The following is a 15848-nucleotide window of genomic DNA, read 5'->3' on the forward strand; positions in this document are numbered from 1 at the left end:
CAGGGCTCAGCCCAGCGCCTTGATCAGCAACTGCACGCCGACGATCACCATGGCGACGATCACCAGCCGATAGAAGAGCGCCTCGCTGACCCGGTGCTGCAGCCACAGGCCACTCTTGACCCCGGCCCAGGCCACCGGCACCAGCGCCAGCGAGGCCCAGGCGCTGGTCAGGTTGATCTCGCCGAGCCACAGGTAGGGGGGCAGCTTGATCAGGTTGACCGCGGCGAAGGCGATGGCGCTGGTGGCGATAAAGGTCTCCTTGGCGAGCCGCCGCGGCACCAGATAGAGATTCAGCGGCGGCGCCCCGGCATGGGCCAGGAAACTGGTGAAGCCGCAGCCGGCGCCGGCGGGCAGGGCCCAGCGCGGCGAGATGGGCCGCCCCGCCGCCGGGCGCAGCAGCATATAGGCGGCGAACAGCAGCGAGAGGATGCCCAGCAAGAGGCGCACGCCGTCCTCGTCGAGGCTGCCGGCCAGCAGGGTGCCGATCACCACACCCAGGGCGAGCCCGGGCAGCAGGCGGCGCACCTCGGCGCCGTCATGGCGCCCCCACCAGGCCTTGACGGTGAAGCCGTCCATTACCAGCAGCAGCGGCAGCAGCAGGCCGGCCGCCTCGATGGGACCGATGGCCAGCGCCATCAAGGGCACCGAGAGGGTGCCGAAGCCCCCGGCGAAGCCACCCTTGGAGACCCCGGTGAGGAAGGTGGAGAGCACGATCAGGCCCCAGGCGAGCCAGGAGTAGTCGGGCAGCATCGAAGGTCCTTTTCAGCGCAGCAGGGTCAATAGCAGGGCGGCGAGGCCCACCGCCAGGGCGGTGAGCACGGCGATATCCACGGCGCGATCCAGCCAGCGGTCGAGCCAGCATTCGAACTTCAGGCGCTGGCCGGGACGGGGGCGGCGGGTGGCGCCGCGACTGGGTCGGCGTGGAGACATGGGGGCCTGTTATGGAATTGCACGGACTTTCATCATAAGCGCAATTCGTCCCCCCACCAACGGCGAGGCGCCAACGCCCCGCCTCGCCTATCGCGGCGATAGCCCGTCCCCATTGCAAAGCGCCTTATGCCCCGGGATGATAGCGAGCAAGCTAACTATTTACTGCGGTGTCTACCATGTCTCGACTCGCCTCGACTCCCCTCTCGGTGCTCGACCTGGCCCCGGTGCGCCAGGGCGGCAGCATCGCCGACAGCTTCCGCGAGACGGCGCAACTGGCCCGCCAGGCCGAGGCGCTGGGCTTCACCCGCTACTGGCTGGCGGAGCACCATAACCTGGAGGGCATCGCCAGTGCCGCCACGGCGGTACTGATCGGCCATGTGGCCGGCGCCACCTCAAAGCTACGGGTGGGCAGCGGCGGCATCATGCTGCCCAACCATGCGCCTCTGGTGGTCGCCGAGCAGTTCGGCACCCTGGAGACCCTCTACCCCGGGCGCATCGACCTGGGCCTGGGCCGCGCCCCGGGCACCGACGGCGCCACCGTGGCGGCCCTGGGCCGGGATCCCCGGGCCGGGGTCGACGACTTCCCGGCGCGCCTCGAGGAACTGCGCGGCTACCTGGACGAGGCCGCCCCCAACCAGCGGGTGCGTGCCATTCCCGGTCAGGGCACCCGAGTACCGATCTGGCTGCTCGGCTCCAGCGACTACAGCGCCCGCCTGGCCGGGCGCCTGGGGCTGCCCTTCGCCTTCGCCGCCCAGTTCGCCCCGGGCTACCTGTTCGAGGCCCTGCGCTGCTACCGGGAGGCCTTCCAACCCTCGCCGCAGCTAGATGCTCCCTATGCCCTGGTGGGGCTGCCGGTGATCGCCGCCGAGAGCGATGCCCTGGCCCACTACCTGGCCACCAGTGCCCAGCAGAAGTTCCTCAACCTGATCCGTGGCCGGCGCACCTTCTCCCAGCCACCGGTGGAGGAACTCGACTGGACGCCGCCGGAGCGCGCCCAGGTGGAGCAGTTCCTGGGCGCCGCCATCATCGGCGGCCCCGAGACGGTACGCGACGAGCTGGAGGCCTTCCTGGAGGCCACCGGCGCCGACGAGCTGATGATCAATACCGACGTCTACAGCGCCGAGGATCGCCTGGCCAGCTATCGCCTGGTCGCCGAGGCCAGGAACCGATGATGCCCCCGCCAGCCTCGAATCACCGGCTATGCTAGCCTGACCGGAACGATTGGCGGTGAATGCCCTCCAAGGGGCAGTCATCCAGGGGAGCCCTTGAAGAGGCTCTCGAGACCACGGAGAGATCCATGACCGACCCCAATGACCCGCGCCACAACCCGGCCTGGCAGGCCGCCCGCCAGTGGCAGGCCCGCGCCCGCCAGACGCGCCCCCAGGGCCTGCTGGGCACCCTCAAGCTGCTGCTGATCTGGCTGCTGTTCGGCGTGATGATGGTCGTCGCCCTGGTGCTGGGCCTGGTCTTCCTGCTGCTGGGCTGGGCCCTGATGCCACTGCTGCGCTACCGCCTCAAGAAACGCATGGAGCAGATGCGCGCCGACCAGGCCCAGGACGTGGGCGGCGACTACCGCGAGCCCCAGGGTCGTCACGAGACCCTGGAAGGCCACTATGAGGTGAAATCGGAACAGGACGACGAGCGTCGCCACTGAGCCTCTCTCCGCCGACTTCCCCCACCACCATAAAAAAGCTCCCGCGGGGGACACGAGAGCTAGACGGGTAATGCTTGGGATGCATCTCGGAACGATGCAAGGGTGTGCCTGGCGGGCGACCAGACGCCTCTCACCCTAGCGCCCCACCCGATCATCGGGCCAATTCATAAGCCCCATCGCCCCCATAGCGAGTGACTAACGGCTAGATCGATTTCAGGTTATTGAAGATTTTCCCCAGGCAGCGGTTCAGGGTCACGATCTCCTCGGCATCCAGCCCGTGGAAGGCCTTCTCCACCAGGCGGTGGGTAAGCTCGCGGGCCACTTCCAGTTGCGCCTCGCCCTGCTCGGTCAGGGTCACCTCGGTGACGCGGCGATCCTCGGCGGAGGGGGCCGTCACCACCAGCTCGGCCTCCTGCATCTTGTAGACGATCTTGGTGATCGTCGAAAGCTTGGCCACGGTATGGATGGCGATATCCGACATGCTGAGCCGGCCATGCTCATGCAGGATCATCAGTACCCGCCACTTGGAGGAGCTCAGCCCCTTGGGCTTGAGTAGGGCATCCATATCGGCACTGTACCTGGCGTTCAGGCGAGCGACCCAGTAGAAAGGATAATCCTTGGAACGAAATTCCTCGGAGAGGGGGAAGAAGGAGGGGGAGAGTGCGTCCTTGTCAGCCATGGGCCCGTGCCGTCGCGAAGAAATAGTTGATTATTCTAGCATGTGCCCCCCGCTTCCAGCAGCCGACGAGCGTGACGAAAGAAGGGCCTCCGCGAACAAAAAAGGCGAACCATCGCGTCGATGGTTCGCCGAAATTAACCTCACGATCGAAACACGCCACAGCCGAGGAGGCGGCGGCCTCCTTCTAGAACTTGTACATCGCCATCAGCTCCACCTGTTGCCCTGCCGGACGCAGCGGCATGGTCAGCGCATTGCGATCCCGCCATTCGATGCCGAAATCCAGGCCCGGCAAATACGTATAGATCAGATTGACATTCATGGTTTCCAGGGTGTCATCGGCAATACCGGGGGACACCTCATCCGCCTCCACCTGGGCATAGCGCAGATTGCCGCGCAGCCGCTCACCGAAGCGGTGGCTCACCCCCGCCGAGAGGCCCGTGGTCGAGACCAGGTCGCCCGTGTCGTTGACCTCCCCCCTCGAGGCGATGGTGGCCGGGGCGGTCGCGCCGTTATAGCCCCACCCGGAGTAGACGTTGTTGCCCTCCCCCGTGTAGCCGCTCAGGGCAAGCGCGGTATCGCCGAAATTGAATTTCGCCGCCAGGGAGAACGCGGCCCCAAACTCGGAATCGTCCACGCCGGTCTCCACCTCCCGCCCGGTCACGGCGACATTGAAGGCATGCCCAGCCTCGGTGCGATGCGTATAGGCCGCCACCAGATCCGGGAAATCGGCCTCCTGATTGACCGGGTCCTGAAGGCTGAAACGGAAACCGCCCGTGGTGTAGTGCACGACCAGGTCGGGGCGGACGACCGCGCCGCTGCCGGAAACGGTACCGATACCGGTGCCATAGAAGTCGAGAATCTCGACATCGAAGGGCGCATTGGCGAAGAACTGCCCCGACCAGGTCTGGCCGATCGTCAGGTTGTCGACCTGGATATAGGCATGACGCAAACGCATGGCATAGCTCTTGTCACTGGTATCCGTCGCATTGTCCCAGAAGTCGCCCTCCACGAAGGCCGTGACATCGTGCCCCTCGACCTCCCGATCGACCCGGAAATTAAGCCGTGACTGACGGGCACTGGCGTCGAAGTCGCTATCACCACCGTCGGGGTCGTTGAAGATTCCCTCGCCCTTGACGTACCCGCCCACGCTGAATCGGGCGCCATTGAACTCGCCCAGGTCCAGGGCATAGGCCTGAGCCGAGACAGCCGACACACCAGCCAGCGCCATCGCCAAAGCGAGTTTTTTCTTGTTCATCATCTTTTCGATCTCCGTCTTGTTGTCGTACTTGGGTTGCCATGCTTCGGGGAAGCATCAATCGAGGTAGCGACTAGGCCGGCTTCATCAAGACCGAAGTCCTGGCGAAGTCCTCCGCCCAGCCGCGGGCCAGTGGCGCCACGAAGACGTTCTCGGTGCGGGTCCGGGTGATCCTCCAGCGACCGTCCGGCTCGCGGCGGAAGGCATTGTTCAGCCGCGACGAGCGCAGCAGCGAGGAGCCATCGGAGAAGATCCACGGCTGGCAATGCACCCACTGCCCCTCCGCCGTATCGCCATCGACATGGATCTGCTCGGAGGTCAGGTAGTGCACGTTCAAGAGCAGCTCAGGGTCGCGCTTCTGGCCCCAGAAGTTCTCGAAATGGCGGCGAATGGCGGCCGCGCCCTCGAGGCGACCGAACTGGTTGTCGTAATAGTCGCCGACCCCTTCCCAGACGGCGTCTTCGCTATAAAGCGCCATGATCGCGTCGATACGCTCGGCATCATCCTTGACGCCATACTCGGGAAGCGGCGTATCGCACAGGAACATATAGCGTGCCTGGAGCCGGCGGATTTCGGCCTCGGCCTCCAGCGTCTCGATACGCGTGATCAGCGCCTGCAGATCGGCATTCGATACTTCCGGCATCGGTGGCTCTCCTTATCTTCTCGATGAAATAGGGGCACTGCGCCTCCGGCGTGAGGGGCAGCAAGCGAGTACCTCTTAGTGCGGGGCTCCCAAGCGCTCGATCACCCGGCCCAGCCCCGCCTTGAGGGTGTCGACCTCGGCGGGCTCGAGTCCTTCGAGCAACCGGCGCTCATAGTCGTCGGCCATGGCCAGCAGGCGCAGCGCCAGCGCCTGGCCCGCTTCGCGCAGCGTGATGCGGTTCTCGTCGTCGGTTTCCGCCAGGGAACGCTCCCGGAGCCCGCTCAGGGTGTCCTCGAGATCCGCCAGGGGCTGGGCCACGCGGCGGGCCAGGACCTCGGCCGCCAGGGGCCCGCGATCCGCCAGCAGGGTCAACACCCGCCACTCCTTGTCGTTGACGCCCAGGCTGCCGAGCCGCGGATAGAAATCGCCGCGATAGGCGGCGAGGGCCTGGCGCATCAGGTAGAGCAGGTGCTTGCCCAGGCGACCATCCAGGGCCCCCTGCTCGTCCACGGGCAGCAGCATGGGATGCGGCTCGGGTACCGCGTAGCGGCCGTTATGGAAGACCAGGGCGCTGCCCGCGTCCCGGTAGGCATAGCGCACCACCTCGCCGACGATGATCAGGTGATCGCCGCCCTCGTAGACGTTCCAGGTGCGGCACTCGAAGTGCGCCGCGGCGTTCTTCACCTTGGCGACGCCACCAACCCCCTCTTCGATGCCGATCCCGGCGAACTTGTCCTCGCCGCGGCTCGCGAAACGGTTGGAGATCTCGACCTGGTCGTTGCCCAGCACATTGACCACGAAGTGGTCGGCATCCCGATAGGCGGCCAGGCTGTAGGCGCCCTTGTCGATGCTCCACAGGATCAGCGGCGGATCCATCGACACCGTGTTGAAACTGCTGGCGGTCACGCCGAAGTTTTCACCATTACCATCCCGGGTGGTGACCACCGTGACCCCGGTGGCGAACTTGCCCAGGGCGCGGCGGAAATCTCTCGTATCAAGGCTCATCTGGCATCCTCCAGCACAGTCGTAGTTGTCTTTAGCGCCCCAGCTTCTCGCCGGTGGTGCCGGCGATGCCGTAGTCGCCCTTGGGAATCTCGCTGATGATCACCCGCACGTTCTCCTCGGGGGCATCGACGGACGTCATGACGGCATCGGTCACCCGGCGGATCAGGGTCTCCTTCTGGGTCTGGGTGCGTCCCGACATCATGTAAACGTGAACGGTGGGCATGGCTGTTCCTCCTAGAGATCGATGACCAGGCGCTCGCTCTTGGCCCGCGAGCAGCACACCGCCATCTGGTCGTTGTCGGCCTTCTCCTCGTCGTTGAGGAAGTGGTCGCGGTGGTCGGGGGTGCCTTCCAGCACATCGCAGATGCAGGTGCCGCAGACCCCCTCCTCGCAGGAGACGTCCACCTTGACCCCGGCGGCCTTGAGCGCCTGGGCGATGGACATGCCCTCCTCCACCCGCACCGTGACGCCGCTGGCCGCGGCCTCCACCTCGAAGGCGCCGCCGCTGGTGTCGACCTCGGCGTTGAAGTACTCGAAGTGCACCCGCTCGGAGGACAGACCACCTTCCTTGGCGGTGCCGATCACCCAGTCCATGAAGCCCGAGGGACCACAGACATAGAGGTGGGCGTCGTCGCCCTGGGCGGCGAGCAGCGAGGCGATATCCAGGCGCTGCGCCGGCCCCTGGTCGTCGCAGTGCAGTACCAGGGCCGCGCCGAAGGTGCCCTCGAGCTCCTCCAGGAAGGCGGCCTTGTCGCGGGAGCGACAGCAGTAGTGAAGCTCGAAGGAGCGGCCGGCGGCCTGGAGGGCATGGGCCATGGCGATCATCGGGGTGATGCCGATGCCGCCGCCCACCAGCAGGCTGTGCCCCGCCGAATCGTCCAGGGGGAAGTGGTTGCGCGGCGCGCTGGCCGTGACCTCGACGCCCTCGTGGAGGCGCTCGTGCACCGCCCGGGAGCCGCCCCGGGAGTCGGGGTCCTTGAGCACCCCCAGGCGATAGCGATCGCCCTGGACGGGGGCATTGCTCAGGGAGTACTGGCGCACCAGGCCTTCGCCCAGGTGCAGGTCGATATGGGCCCCCGCCTCGAAGGGCGGCAGGGGGGAGCCGTCGGCGGCGACCAGCTCGAGCACCGCGATCTCGTCGGTGTGGTCGCGACGCCGGGCGACGCTCAGGGTCAGGGTCTCTTGTGTCATGGTTCGCTCCTCGCCGCCGGGTGGCTAGCGCATATGGATGCCGCCGTTGATGTCCCAGGCCGCCCCGGTGACGAAGTCGGCCTCGTCGCCCAGCAGCCGCGCCACGGTGGTGGCCACGAAGGCCGGGTTACCCAGCCGCTTGACCGGAATCACCCGCTCGACGATGCTCGCCAGCTTGTCGGCGGGCACCGCGGCGCGCACCGACGGCAGGTCCAGGGGGCCCGGGGCCACCGCATTGACGGTGACATTGGCCGCCGCCAGCTGGCCGGCGAAGACCTTGGTCAGGGTCAGGATGGCGCCCTTGCTGGCGGCATAGTGGGCGCCGGAGGCGGTGCCGCCGTTCTGCCCCGCCAGGGAGGCGATATTGACGATGCGCCCGTAGCCGCGGCCGGCGAAGTAGTCGCCGAACACCTGGCAGCCGAAGAAGGTGCCACGCAGGTTGATGGCCACCACGGCGTCGAACTCCTCCGGGGTGATCTCCATCACCGGCGTCGTCGGGGTCATGGCGGCGTTATTGACCAGGGCGGTGGGGGCGCCGAGGCGTTCCTCCACCGCATCAAGGGCCGCACTGAAGTCTTCCTTGCGGGTCACGTCCAGCGCGAGTGCCAGGGCACGCCTGCCCTCGGGATCGAGCTCCCGAGCCAGGCGCTCGGCGCCCTCCCGGTCGCGGTCGGTGATGGCCACGCGAAAGCCATCCGCCAGCAGCTGCTCGGCGATAACACGGCCCAGTCCCTGGGCCGCGCCGGTGATCACGGCGATCGGTTGCATGTGCCTCTCCTCGAGTGATGGGCCTCAGAAAATAAAGGCGACGGTATTGAGGTGATGGCCGGCGTTGATCAGGCGCACCACCTTGGTGTGCAGGCGCAGCCCCTCGGCGGTCTTGGTCAGCCGATACTCCACGTTGGCGGGATAGAGCAGCGGCTTGGCCAGGCGCACCTCGCTGAGGAACATGGCGCAGCGCAGCCGGATCGACGCCTCGTCCTCGTCGAGCAGGCAGAAGCGCGACAGGCTGCGTACCGTGCCCTCCTGGGCCTCGCTGGAGACCGACTCGCCGTTCTTCAGCCGCGCCACCCGCATCTCGCGCATGGCGTGATCGTCGTAGGCGAAGTTGAGGGTGTTGGCGAAATCCGTCGCGTGGATATCCACCGGCACCACGTAGGTGCCGTCGCGCTCCCAGAGCCCCAGCCAGTCGGCGTAGGCCTTGTGATCGAGCAGGTCGGCCTCGCGGTTGATGAAGTCGATCGCCTGCTGAAACATGCTGTCTGCCATGGTCGTTACTCCCCTGCCTCGTCGCTCATCAGTCGTTTCCACATCTGGTAGGCGGCGCGCATGCCGGTCTCGGAGCAGACCGCGCCGGCCGGGTTGCCGTCGGCGGAGGGCGCCATGCGCTTGAGGCCGCGGTTGACCAGGATCCAGCCGTCCGGGCCGGCCAGGGAGCCCTTCTGCACCCGCTCCCAGCCCTCGGCGTCATCGGGGGTACCGAAGCCCATGGGACCCTGGAAGTGCTCGTGGAGGCGCATGCGCGTCTGGTTGAAGGGCGCCGGGGCCCCGGCGCCGCCGATGGCCACGTGGTGGATCTCGGTCTCGTCGACGCTGATCGGCGTCAGCACCCGGAAGAAGGCCATGGAGCAGGCCACGTTGGGGAAGAGGTTGAGGTTGAAGCCGGTGCCGCCCACGGCGCGCACCAGGCGACGGACTTCGGCCTCGTCATGCCCCTCGGCGCGCAGCGCCTCGGCCAGCTCCGCGAAGCGCTCGGGGATGGGGTCGTCCAGGTTGGCCTCCAGGTCGACCAGCTCGGGGATCATCACCATGACGCTATGGCCATTGCCCAGGTCCTCGACGAAGCCCTCGCCGTCGAGGAAGTCGAAGACCTCGGAGGTCTGGTCGTCCAGCGACGAGATAAAGGACTTGTGGACGATGGGGAAGTGGTAGGCGTCGGTGGTGTTCTCCAGCTGGATCTTCCAGTTGCCGGGGAAGCGGAAGCGGTGATCGCCGAGCACCTGCAGCGGGTAGCCGCCGGACTGCTTCATAAACAGGTCGATCCACTTCTTCGCGCCGCCCAGGAACGCCTCCAGCGGCTCGGCCTCCTCGTTGAAGGTGGCGAAGATCATCCCCTGGTAGGAGTCGTGGCGCAGGCGTTCCAGCGGCAGCTCCTGCTTGTCGATGACGCCCTCGTACTCCTCCGGTTTGGGGATGGCGCGCAGCTCGCCATCCAGGGAGTAACCCCAGCCGTGATAGGGGCAGGTGAAGGCCCGGGTCTTGCCCCGCTTGCCCTCGCAGACGGTGGCGCCGCGATGGCGGCAGCGGTTGAGCAGCACATGGATGTTCTTCTTGCGGTCGCGGCTGACGATCACCGGCTGGCGACCGACGAAGGCGGTCTTGTAGGCGCCGGCCTCGGCGACCTCGCTCTCGTGGGCCACCCACACCCAGGTCGAGTTGAAGATCCGCTCCAGCTCCTGCGCGAAGATCGCGGGATCGGAGTAGAGGCTCTTGTCCACCCGCCCCTCCTCCACCAGGCGGCCGGGGTCGGCGGTCACGTTTTCGATATCGATCAATTGGGTCATGGTCCTGTCCTCATGCGTTACGACGAATCATCCGTTGGCGGGTCACTCGGGCGGGACTCATTCGGGGACGACCAGCTCGCGGCCGATGCGCGCCTCGACGCGGGCGTATTTCCACAGCTTGTAGGTACCGTCGCCCACCGGGGTGGTGCGGAAGAAGTTGCAGGCGGCGACGACGCTCTCGTAGTCCGGCACGTCGGCCATGATGTAGGCGGTCCAGGGGGCGGTGGCGGACGGGCCGACCATGATGCGGTCGTCATCCATGATTCCCAGGATGGTGACGCCGGGCAGCTCGTCGATGCCCTGCATCATCTGGCTGAAGGCCTGCCAGACCTGCTTGCCCTCCTCGACGGGGGCGTTCATGAAGTTCTGGTTGATGCCGATGCAGAAGAGTACGCGGTGCATAGGGGTGATCTCCGTTGGGTCGGTGTGGACAACGTCGCTTAGAGGTAGCCCGGCAGGGGCTCATGGCCGAAGAAGATGGCGCCGGCGTTCTTCCAGGTGATCTCGCCCATAAAGGCGTGCTGGGTGCAGAGCTGGGAATCGCGCAGGATTCGCGACAGGGGGTGGCCGTTGTCGGCCCCGGTCATGCCGCTGATCCGGTAGACGTCACGAATCGCCTCGGCGCACTCCTGGGTCAGGTGGGTGGTGGAGAGGCGCAGCAGGTTGATCTGCTCGCGGCTCGGCTCGCCCCCGGCCTCGATGGCCGCCCAGGCGGCCTCGGTGCTGTCGTAGAAGAAGGCGCGGGCGGCGCGTACCCTGGCCTCGGCCTTGCCGAGGGCGATCTGCGCGTACTCCCGCTCGCCCAGGTTGGGGGCGCCGGTGACCGACTTGCGCCCGCCGGCCATGGCGCGCACGCCGTCCAGCGCCTCCCGGGCCAGGCCCAGGGTGGTCACCGCCAGAACCTGGGCGGCGAAGGAGAGCGAGGGGTAGCGGAAGAAGGGCGCGTCCACGGTGGGCTTGCCGCCGCGCACGAAGGTCCAGGCCTCCGGCACATAGGCGTCCTCGACCACCAGGTCATGGCTGCCGGTGGCCACCATGCCCAGCATGTCCCAGGTCGGGTCGATCGCTACCTGGTCGCGGGGCAGCACCGCCATGCGCGGCAGGGCGCCCTCCTCGTCGGGCAGGATGCCCACGCCGCACAGGGAGGCGCCCATGCAGCCGCTGGCGAACTTCCAGCGTCCCGAGATGCGGAAGCCGCGATCGACCCGCTCGGCGGGCTGGGGCGGGAAGATGCCGCCGGCGAAGACCACGTCGGGGGAGTCCCGCCATACCTCCTTCAGCGTCTCCTCGGGCAGCGCGGCCAGGTAGGCGGGGTTCATGCCGAAGCTGGCCACCCAGCCGGCGGAACCGTCCGCCGCCGAGATCGCCTCGACCATCTTCAGGAACTCGGCGGGGGACTTCTCGTCGCCGCCGTAGCCGGCCGGCACCATGGCGCGATAGACGCCGATGGCCTGGAACTCCTCGATGATGTCCTGGGAAATATGGCGCTGGGCCTCGAACTCCTCGCGGCGCCGGCGGATGGACTCGAGCAGCGCATCGAAGCGGGCTTCCCCGCCCCACTGGGACTTGTCGACGGTGCTTTGCATAAGCATCTCCTATTGTTTGAGCCGGGCCTCAGGCCCGGGCCGGATCCACCAGATAGCTGGCGGCCCGGCAGATAGCGGCGTCATCGCCGCGGCGCCCCACCAGTTGCATGGCCACCGGCCGCCCGGCCCGGGGCGCCAGTGGCACCGTCAGGGCGGGATGTCCGGAGAGGTTGAAGGGCCGCAAGAGCGCGGAAATCGTCAGGTCCTGCTCGCCGGCCTCCGCCGCCGCCCGGGTCAGGGGGGCATGGGGCAGGGTCGGCAACGCCAGGACGTCGTGGGTCTCGAGCAGCCGATCGACTTCGGCGGCGAAGCCACGGCGCACCGCCTCGGCCTCATGGAGTTCGGCGTCGGTGGTCTGCCCCGCCGCCCGTAACCGCTTGGCCACATCGGCGCCCAGGCGGTCGTCATCTAGCCAGGCCGCGCAGGCGTCGAAGGTTTCGCGGTTGATCACCGCCATGGCCGCCTTATAGGCCTCATCCAGCAGCGTGAGCCGAGCGGGCGAAGTGGGCAGCGACGAGGCGGACAGACACTCCTCCACCGCGCTCTGTTCGGCCTCATCGGCGACGACCTGAAGCCAGCCCAGCCGCGGTCGCGGTCCGCCGCGTGGCGCCACGAACTGGGGATCCACCGCCGCCATAAAGGCGATCAGCTCCTCCAGGTCGGCGGCGATGGGTCCGACGCAGTCGAGGCTACTGAGCGCCGGCATCACGCCGCGACGATCGAGGCGTCCGAAGCTCGGCTTGAGGCCATAGAGGCCGCAGCAGGCCGCGGGCAGGCGAATCGAGCCGCCGGTATCGGTGCCGATGCCGACCTCGGCCAGCCCCGCCGCCACCGCCGCCGCCGAGCCGCTGGAGGAGCCACCGGGAATCCGCTCGGGAAAGCGCGGATTCGCGGGGGTGCCGGTCCAGGCATTGAGACCGGTCATGCCGAAGGCCAGCTCGTGGAGGTTGGCCTTGCCGACGAGGCGATAGCCCGCCGCCAGGGTGCGCGCGACGATCTCGGCATGGCGCTCGGCCGGTGCCGCCTCGGCCAGGGCCGCCGACCCGGCCCGGGTCGGGTAGCCGGCGATATCGATGGTGTCCTTGATCACTACCCGCTTGGGGCCTCGCCCCAGGGCGAGGGCTTCGATCACAGAGGTCATGTCTCGGCCTTTAGTTATTTTTCACATGAAATTTCAAATAAATAATCCGACGCATCGGCGAGTCCCTCCTCGGTCTGCCTAGAGCACGAACAGGATCAGTTCGGGAATCGCCAGCAGCAGCAGGATGCAGGCCAGGTAGGGCAGCATGAAGTAGCCGACGCCGCGGAAGATATCGCCGAAGCCCAGCTCCGGATCGAGGCTCTTGACGATAAAGGCGTTGACCCCCACCGGCGGCGTGATCGCCCCCATGCTGGTGACGATGCACACCATGATGCCGAACCAGATGGGGTCATAGCCCAGCGCCAGGGCCACCGGGAAGAAGATCGGGATCGAGATGATCAAAAAGCCCATGGCGTCCATCAGGGCCCCACCGATCACGTAGATCAGCAGCACGCAGGCCATGATCAGGATCGCCGGCAGCGGCAGGGCCGCGGCCCAGTCACCCACCAGGAAGGGCAGCCGGGTCACGGTGAGGAAGCGTCCGAAGATCACCGCGCCGGCCACCAGCATCAGGATCATGGCCGAGGACTTGAGGGCATTGGCCAGCGCCTCCTGGAGCACCTCCAGGGTCAGGCGTCCCTGCAGGGCGACGATGGCCAGGGCGCCCACGCAGCCCACGGCGGCGGCCTCGGTGGAGGTGAACCAGCCGGCGAAGAGGCCCCCCAGCACCAGGGCGAAGAGCGCCGCGATCTCCAGCACGCCCTTGAGCGATGTCAGCCGTACCGCCCAGGTGGCCCGCTCCCCGGCGGGGGCCATGGCCGGGTACTTCCGGCATAGCCAGGCGATGGTCATCACGAACAGCGCCACCAGGATCAGCCCCGGCACGATGCTGGCGATAAACAGGTCACGAATGGCCAGCTCCGCCTGCAGGGCGATCACGATCAGTACCGAGCTGGGCGGAATGATCACCCCCAGGGTGCCGCCGGTGGCCACGCTACCGGCGCTGAGCGCCCGGTGATAGCCGAACTTCTTCATCTCCGGCAGGGCGATGGTGCCGACGGTGGCCGCGGTGGCGGTATTGGAACCGCTGACCGCCGCGAAGCCGGCGCTGCTGAGGATGGTCGTGGTGGCCATGGAGCCGCGACGATGGCCGATCCAGGCATAGGCGGAGGCGAAGATCTTCTCGGTGATCCCCGAGCGAAACAGCAGCTCGCCCATAAAGATAAACAGCGGGATGACGCTCAGCGAGTAGGCCGACAACTGCTCCCAGATGCCCGAGCTGATGATGTTGTAGGCGGCCATCGGGCTGGTCATCTGCAGCATGCCGAAGAAGCCGACGATAAACATCGCGAAGCTGATCGGCATCTTGAGCAGGATCAGCAGGAAGAGGGCCAGGACGCCGACCACGGCCATCAGGGTCATGCTCATTTCGTCACCACTCGTTTCAGGCTGCCGAAGACATCCGCCAGCAGCACCAGGCAGAAGGCGGAGAAGCCCAGGGCCACCAGGTAGATCATCGGATGGAGGAGCAGGCGCAGGGTCTGGGAGACCATGCCGCGCTGCATGGCGCCATAGCCGTACTCCCAGAGCTTGATGGCCACCATGGCGAAGAACAGCAGGCTGACCAGGGCCACCAGGGCCTGGAGCAAGGCCTGCAGGCGCTCGGGGAGCCGCGCCACCAGGATATCCAGCTCCACATGCGCCTTGTTCAACTGCGCATAGGCCAGGGAGAAGGCGACCACCACCGCGGTGAGCCAGCCGACGATCTCGCTGGTGCCGCCGAAGGAGGCGGCCAGCTGGCGCATAACGATATTGGCGGCGACCAGGGCGACCATGGCCAGCAGGGCCAGGCCGGCCACGAACAGCAGGGCGCGGCTGATCAGGAGATTGCATCGATGCATGGGACGAGTGCCTCGCAGAGTCGATCACTCCCGGCGGCGACTCGGCCGCCGCCGGGCCCGTAACCCCAGGGGTTCAGGGTTGGCGATAGCTGTCGATCAGCTCCCGCATGCGTCCGTGGAATGCCTCGGCGGGCAGGCCCATCTCGGCCACCTGGGCCAGGCGCGCCTCGTTGATGGGCGCCAGGCGTTCGGCCCAGCGCGCCGCCTCCTCGTCGCTCAGCGTCAAGGTCTCGACGTCGTGGTTGTCGGCGGCCCAGGCCAGCGACTCCTCGATATGGCCGTCCAGGTAGTCGCCGGCGAAGTGGGCCATCTCGGCGCCCAGTTCGTCGATCACCCGCCGTACGTCCTCGGGCAGCGACTCCCAGCGCTGGCGGTTCATGGCGGCGACGAAGACCACATTGGTCAGCGGGTAGTCGGTGACGTACTGGACGCTGCGGGCGTATTGCAGGTCCATCAGCGTCTCGCGGGAGCCCACATAGCCGTCGACCACCCCCGCCTGCAGGGCCTCGCCGGTCTCGGCCTGGTTGAGGCCCACGGGGACGCCGTCCAGCGCTTCCAGCACCTCGGTGCTGTCACCGGGTACGCGAATCTCCTGGCCCTGGAGATCCTCGAGGGAGGTCACCGGGGTACGGCTATGCAGGTAGCCCGGCTCGGAGGTGAAGGCGGTGATCACCTTGAAATCCTCGAGGCCCAGCTGGTCGGCGGGAAACTCCTGGATCAGGTCGTAGACCACCCGGCTGGCCACCGTCGAGTCGACCTCGATGCCGGTGAGGTTGCCGGCCAGGTTGATCAGCGGAAAGCGCGCCGGCTCATAGGAGGTGGCGGAGAGGCCGATATCGGCGACGCCGCTCTGCACGCCGTCATACATGTTGCCGGCGGTCAGCAGGGTGCCCCCGGGGAAGGTATTGACCGACACGCGACCGTCGGTGCGGCGCTCCAGCTCCTCGGCCCAGTGCTCCATCTGTACCGCGGGGAAGGTCTGGGCGGGGGCGAAGAAGGCATAATTGAGGGTGATATCGCTCGCCTGGGCCTGGCTCATCGCCAGCGAGCCGGCCAGGAAGGCACCGAGGCAGGCGGCGCCGACGCGCCGCCGGGGAGTCAGGGTCGGGTTCGTGGTTTGCTGCGTCATGATGGGGTCACCTCGTGATTGTTATTGTGCCGGGTGTCGCTGACACCACATGCATTAAATATCACATGAATTTTCAAATAAAACCACACATGGTCGGTCGACTAGGCCTTAAGTCTAATCCCGATCATATCAAGCGAACCGGGTGCCACTTATCTCAAGAGCTTTATAAAACAGCGACTTGAATAAAGGCTTCGCGATAGACCGCCAGGGTCCAGGCACCCTTGTCGTGC

19 protein-coding genes are annotated in these 15848 nt (G+C 67.0%); 2 read left to right on the plus strand and 17 right to left on the minus strand.

Going from position 1 to position 15848, the window contains the following annotated elements:
* Positions 1 to 6 precede the first annotated feature (6 nt).
* On the minus strand, positions 7 to 750 hold the full coding sequence (locus ACZ5EF_RS17690; protein ID WP_346061305.1) for a sulfite exporter TauE/SafE family protein: 744 nt from the start codon (positions 748 to 750) through the stop codon (positions 7 to 9).
* A gap of 12 nt (positions 751 to 762) precedes the next feature.
* The gene (locus ACZ5EF_RS17695) at positions 763 to 930 is read right to left on the minus strand and encodes a hypothetical protein (protein ID WP_346061304.1); all 168 of its coding nucleotides are present in this window, start codon (positions 928 to 930) and stop codon (positions 763 to 765) included.
* Between the two features lie 176 nt (positions 931 to 1106).
* On the opposite strand from ACZ5EF_RS17695, the gene ACZ5EF_RS17700 reads away from it, so the two are divergent.
* Positions 1107 to 2102, plus strand: coding sequence for an LLM class flavin-dependent oxidoreductase (locus ACZ5EF_RS17700; RefSeq protein WP_346061303.1), 996 nt, complete (start codon positions 1107 to 1109; stop codon positions 2100 to 2102).
* A gap of 125 nt (positions 2103 to 2227) precedes the next feature.
* Positions 2228 to 2584, plus strand: coding sequence for a hypothetical protein (locus ACZ5EF_RS17705; protein ID WP_346061302.1), 357 nt, complete (start codon positions 2228 to 2230; stop codon positions 2582 to 2584).
* Between the two features lie 202 nt (positions 2585 to 2786).
* On the opposite strand, the gene ACZ5EF_RS17710 is transcribed toward ACZ5EF_RS17705, so the two are convergent.
* From ACZ5EF_RS17710 to ACZ5EF_RS17780, 15 genes are all read right to left on the minus strand, one after another.
* Entirely contained in the window at positions 2787 to 3263 is a 477-nt protein-coding gene (locus ACZ5EF_RS17710) for a MarR family winged helix-turn-helix transcriptional regulator (RefSeq protein WP_346061301.1), read from the minus strand.
* A gap of 184 nt (positions 3264 to 3447) precedes the next feature.
* Positions 3448 to 4521: a hypothetical protein gene (locus ACZ5EF_RS17715; protein WP_346061300.1), complete on the minus strand. Its 1074-nt coding sequence runs from the start codon at positions 4519 to 4521 to the stop codon at positions 3448 to 3450.
* 70 nt (positions 4522 to 4591) lie between these two features.
* Positions 4592 to 5161: a nuclear transport factor 2 family protein gene (locus tag ACZ5EF_RS17720; RefSeq protein WP_346061299.1), complete on the minus strand. Its 570-nt coding sequence runs from the start codon at positions 5159 to 5161 to the stop codon at positions 4592 to 4594.
* A 75-nt stretch (positions 5162 to 5236) separates the two neighbouring features.
* Complete coding sequence (locus ACZ5EF_RS17725; RefSeq protein WP_346061298.1) at positions 5237 to 6166, minus strand: flavin reductase; 930 nt, start codon at positions 6164 to 6166, stop codon at positions 5237 to 5239.
* Between the two features lie 31 nt (positions 6167 to 6197).
* A complete protein-coding gene (locus tag ACZ5EF_RS17730) occupies positions 6198 to 6389 on the minus strand; it encodes a 2-hydroxymuconate tautomerase (RefSeq protein WP_195860902.1) in 192 nt (63 codons plus the stop codon).
* Positions 6390 to 6400: 11 nt separating this feature from the next.
* Positions 6401 to 7357, minus strand: coding sequence for a PDR/VanB family oxidoreductase (locus ACZ5EF_RS17735; RefSeq protein ID WP_346061297.1), 957 nt, complete (start codon positions 7355 to 7357; stop codon positions 6401 to 6403).
* Between the two features lie 24 nt (positions 7358 to 7381).
* Positions 7382 to 8125, minus strand: coding sequence for an SDR family NAD(P)-dependent oxidoreductase (locus ACZ5EF_RS17740; protein ID WP_346061296.1), 744 nt, complete (start codon positions 8123 to 8125; stop codon positions 7382 to 7384).
* Between the two features lie 24 nt (positions 8126 to 8149).
* Positions 8150 to 8626, minus strand: coding sequence for an aromatic-ring-hydroxylating dioxygenase subunit beta (locus ACZ5EF_RS17745; protein WP_346061295.1), 477 nt, complete (start codon positions 8624 to 8626; stop codon positions 8150 to 8152).
* A gap of 5 nt (positions 8627 to 8631) precedes the next feature.
* Entirely contained in the window at positions 8632 to 9921 is a 1290-nt protein-coding gene (locus tag ACZ5EF_RS17750; protein ID WP_346061294.1) for an aromatic ring-hydroxylating oxygenase subunit alpha, read from the minus strand.
* 57 nt (positions 9922 to 9978) lie between these two features.
* On the minus strand, positions 9979 to 10323 hold the full coding sequence (locus ACZ5EF_RS17755; protein WP_346061293.1) for an IacB protein: 345 nt from the start codon (positions 10321 to 10323) through the stop codon (positions 9979 to 9981).
* Positions 10324 to 10361: 38 nt separating this feature from the next.
* Positions 10362 to 11507 (minus strand): acyl-CoA dehydrogenase family protein, encoded by a 1146-nt coding sequence (locus tag ACZ5EF_RS17760; RefSeq protein ID WP_346061292.1) that lies wholly within the window; start codon positions 11505 to 11507, stop codon positions 10362 to 10364.
* 28 nt (positions 11508 to 11535) lie between these two features.
* Entirely contained in the window at positions 11536 to 12648 is a 1113-nt protein-coding gene (locus ACZ5EF_RS17765) for an amidase (protein ID WP_346061291.1), read from the minus strand.
* 78 nt (positions 12649 to 12726) lie between these two features.
* The gene (locus ACZ5EF_RS17770; protein WP_464122508.1) at positions 12727 to 14016 is read right to left on the minus strand and encodes a TRAP transporter large permease; all 1290 of its coding nucleotides are present in this window, start codon (positions 14014 to 14016) and stop codon (positions 12727 to 12729) included.
* The gene (locus ACZ5EF_RS17775) at positions 14013 to 14489 is read right to left on the minus strand and encodes a TRAP transporter small permease (protein ID WP_346061289.1); all 477 of its coding nucleotides are present in this window, start codon (positions 14487 to 14489) and stop codon (positions 14013 to 14015) included. Before ACZ5EF_RS17775 ends, ACZ5EF_RS17770 begins: the two co-directional genes overlap by 4 nt.
* 73 nt (positions 14490 to 14562) lie before the next feature.
* On the minus strand, positions 14563 to 15618 hold the full coding sequence (locus ACZ5EF_RS17780; RefSeq protein WP_346061288.1) for a TRAP transporter substrate-binding protein: 1056 nt from the start codon (positions 15616 to 15618) through the stop codon (positions 14563 to 14565).
* Positions 15619 to 15848 lie beyond the last annotated feature (230 nt).

The organism is Bisbaumannia salifodinae (assembly GCF_055388505.1).

Coding starts and splice junctions, on each gene's coding strand:
- ACZ5EF_RS17690 (WP_346061305.1), bottom strand. CDS start 750: ATGCTGCCCGACTACTCCTGGCTCGCCTGGGGCCTGATCGTGCTCTCC.
- ACZ5EF_RS17695 (WP_346061304.1), bottom strand. CDS start 930: ATGTCTCCACGCCGACCCAGTCGCGGCGCCACCCGCCGCCCCCGTCCC.
- ACZ5EF_RS17700 (WP_346061303.1), top strand. CDS start 1,107: ATGTCTCGACTCGCCTCGACTCCCCTCTCGGTGCTCGACCTGGCCCCG.
- ACZ5EF_RS17705 (WP_346061302.1), top strand. CDS start 2,228: ATGACCGACCCCAATGACCCGCGCCACAACCCGGCCTGGCAGGCCGCC.
- ACZ5EF_RS17710 (WP_346061301.1), bottom strand. CDS start 3,263: ATGGCTGACAAGGACGCACTCTCCCCCTCCTTCTTCCCCCTCTCCGAG.
- ACZ5EF_RS17715 (WP_346061300.1), bottom strand. CDS start 4,521: ATGATGAACAAGAAAAAACTCGCTTTGGCGATGGCGCTGGCTGGTGTG.
- ACZ5EF_RS17720 (WP_346061299.1), bottom strand. CDS start 5,161: ATGCCGGAAGTATCGAATGCCGATCTGCAGGCGCTGATCACGCGTATC.
- ACZ5EF_RS17725 (WP_346061298.1), bottom strand. CDS start 6,166: ATGAGCCTTGATACGAGAGATTTCCGCCGCGCCCTGGGCAAGTTCGCC.
- ACZ5EF_RS17730 (WP_195860902.1), bottom strand. CDS start 6,389: ATGCCCACCGTTCACGTTTACATGATGTCGGGACGCACCCAGACCCAG.
- ACZ5EF_RS17735 (WP_346061297.1), bottom strand. CDS start 7,357: ATGACACAAGAGACCCTGACCCTGAGCGTCGCCCGGCGTCGCGACCAC.
- ACZ5EF_RS17740 (WP_346061296.1), bottom strand. CDS start 8,125: ATGCAACCGATCGCCGTGATCACCGGCGCGGCCCAGGGACTGGGCCGT.
- ACZ5EF_RS17745 (WP_346061295.1), bottom strand. CDS start 8,626: ATGGCAGACAGCATGTTTCAGCAGGCGATCGACTTCATCAACCGCGAG.
- ACZ5EF_RS17750 (WP_346061294.1), bottom strand. CDS start 9,921: ATGACCCAATTGATCGATATCGAAAACGTGACCGCCGACCCCGGCCGC.
- ACZ5EF_RS17755 (WP_346061293.1), bottom strand. CDS start 10,323: ATGCACCGCGTACTCTTCTGCATCGGCATCAACCAGAACTTCATGAAC.
- ACZ5EF_RS17760 (WP_346061292.1), bottom strand. CDS start 11,507: ATGCAAAGCACCGTCGACAAGTCCCAGTGGGGCGGGGAAGCCCGCTTC.
- ACZ5EF_RS17765 (WP_346061291.1), bottom strand. CDS start 12,648: ATGACCTCTGTGATCGAAGCCCTCGCCCTGGGGCGAGGCCCCAAGCGG.
- ACZ5EF_RS17770 (WP_464122508.1), bottom strand. CDS start 14,016: ATGAGCATGACCCTGATGGCCGTGGTCGGCGTCCTGGCCCTCTTCCTG.
- ACZ5EF_RS17775 (WP_346061289.1), bottom strand. CDS start 14,489: ATGCATCGATGCAATCTCCTGATCAGCCGCGCCCTGCTGTTCGTGGCC.
- ACZ5EF_RS17780 (WP_346061288.1), bottom strand. CDS start 15,618: ATGACGCAGCAAACCACGAACCCGACCCTGACTCCCCGGCGGCGCGTC.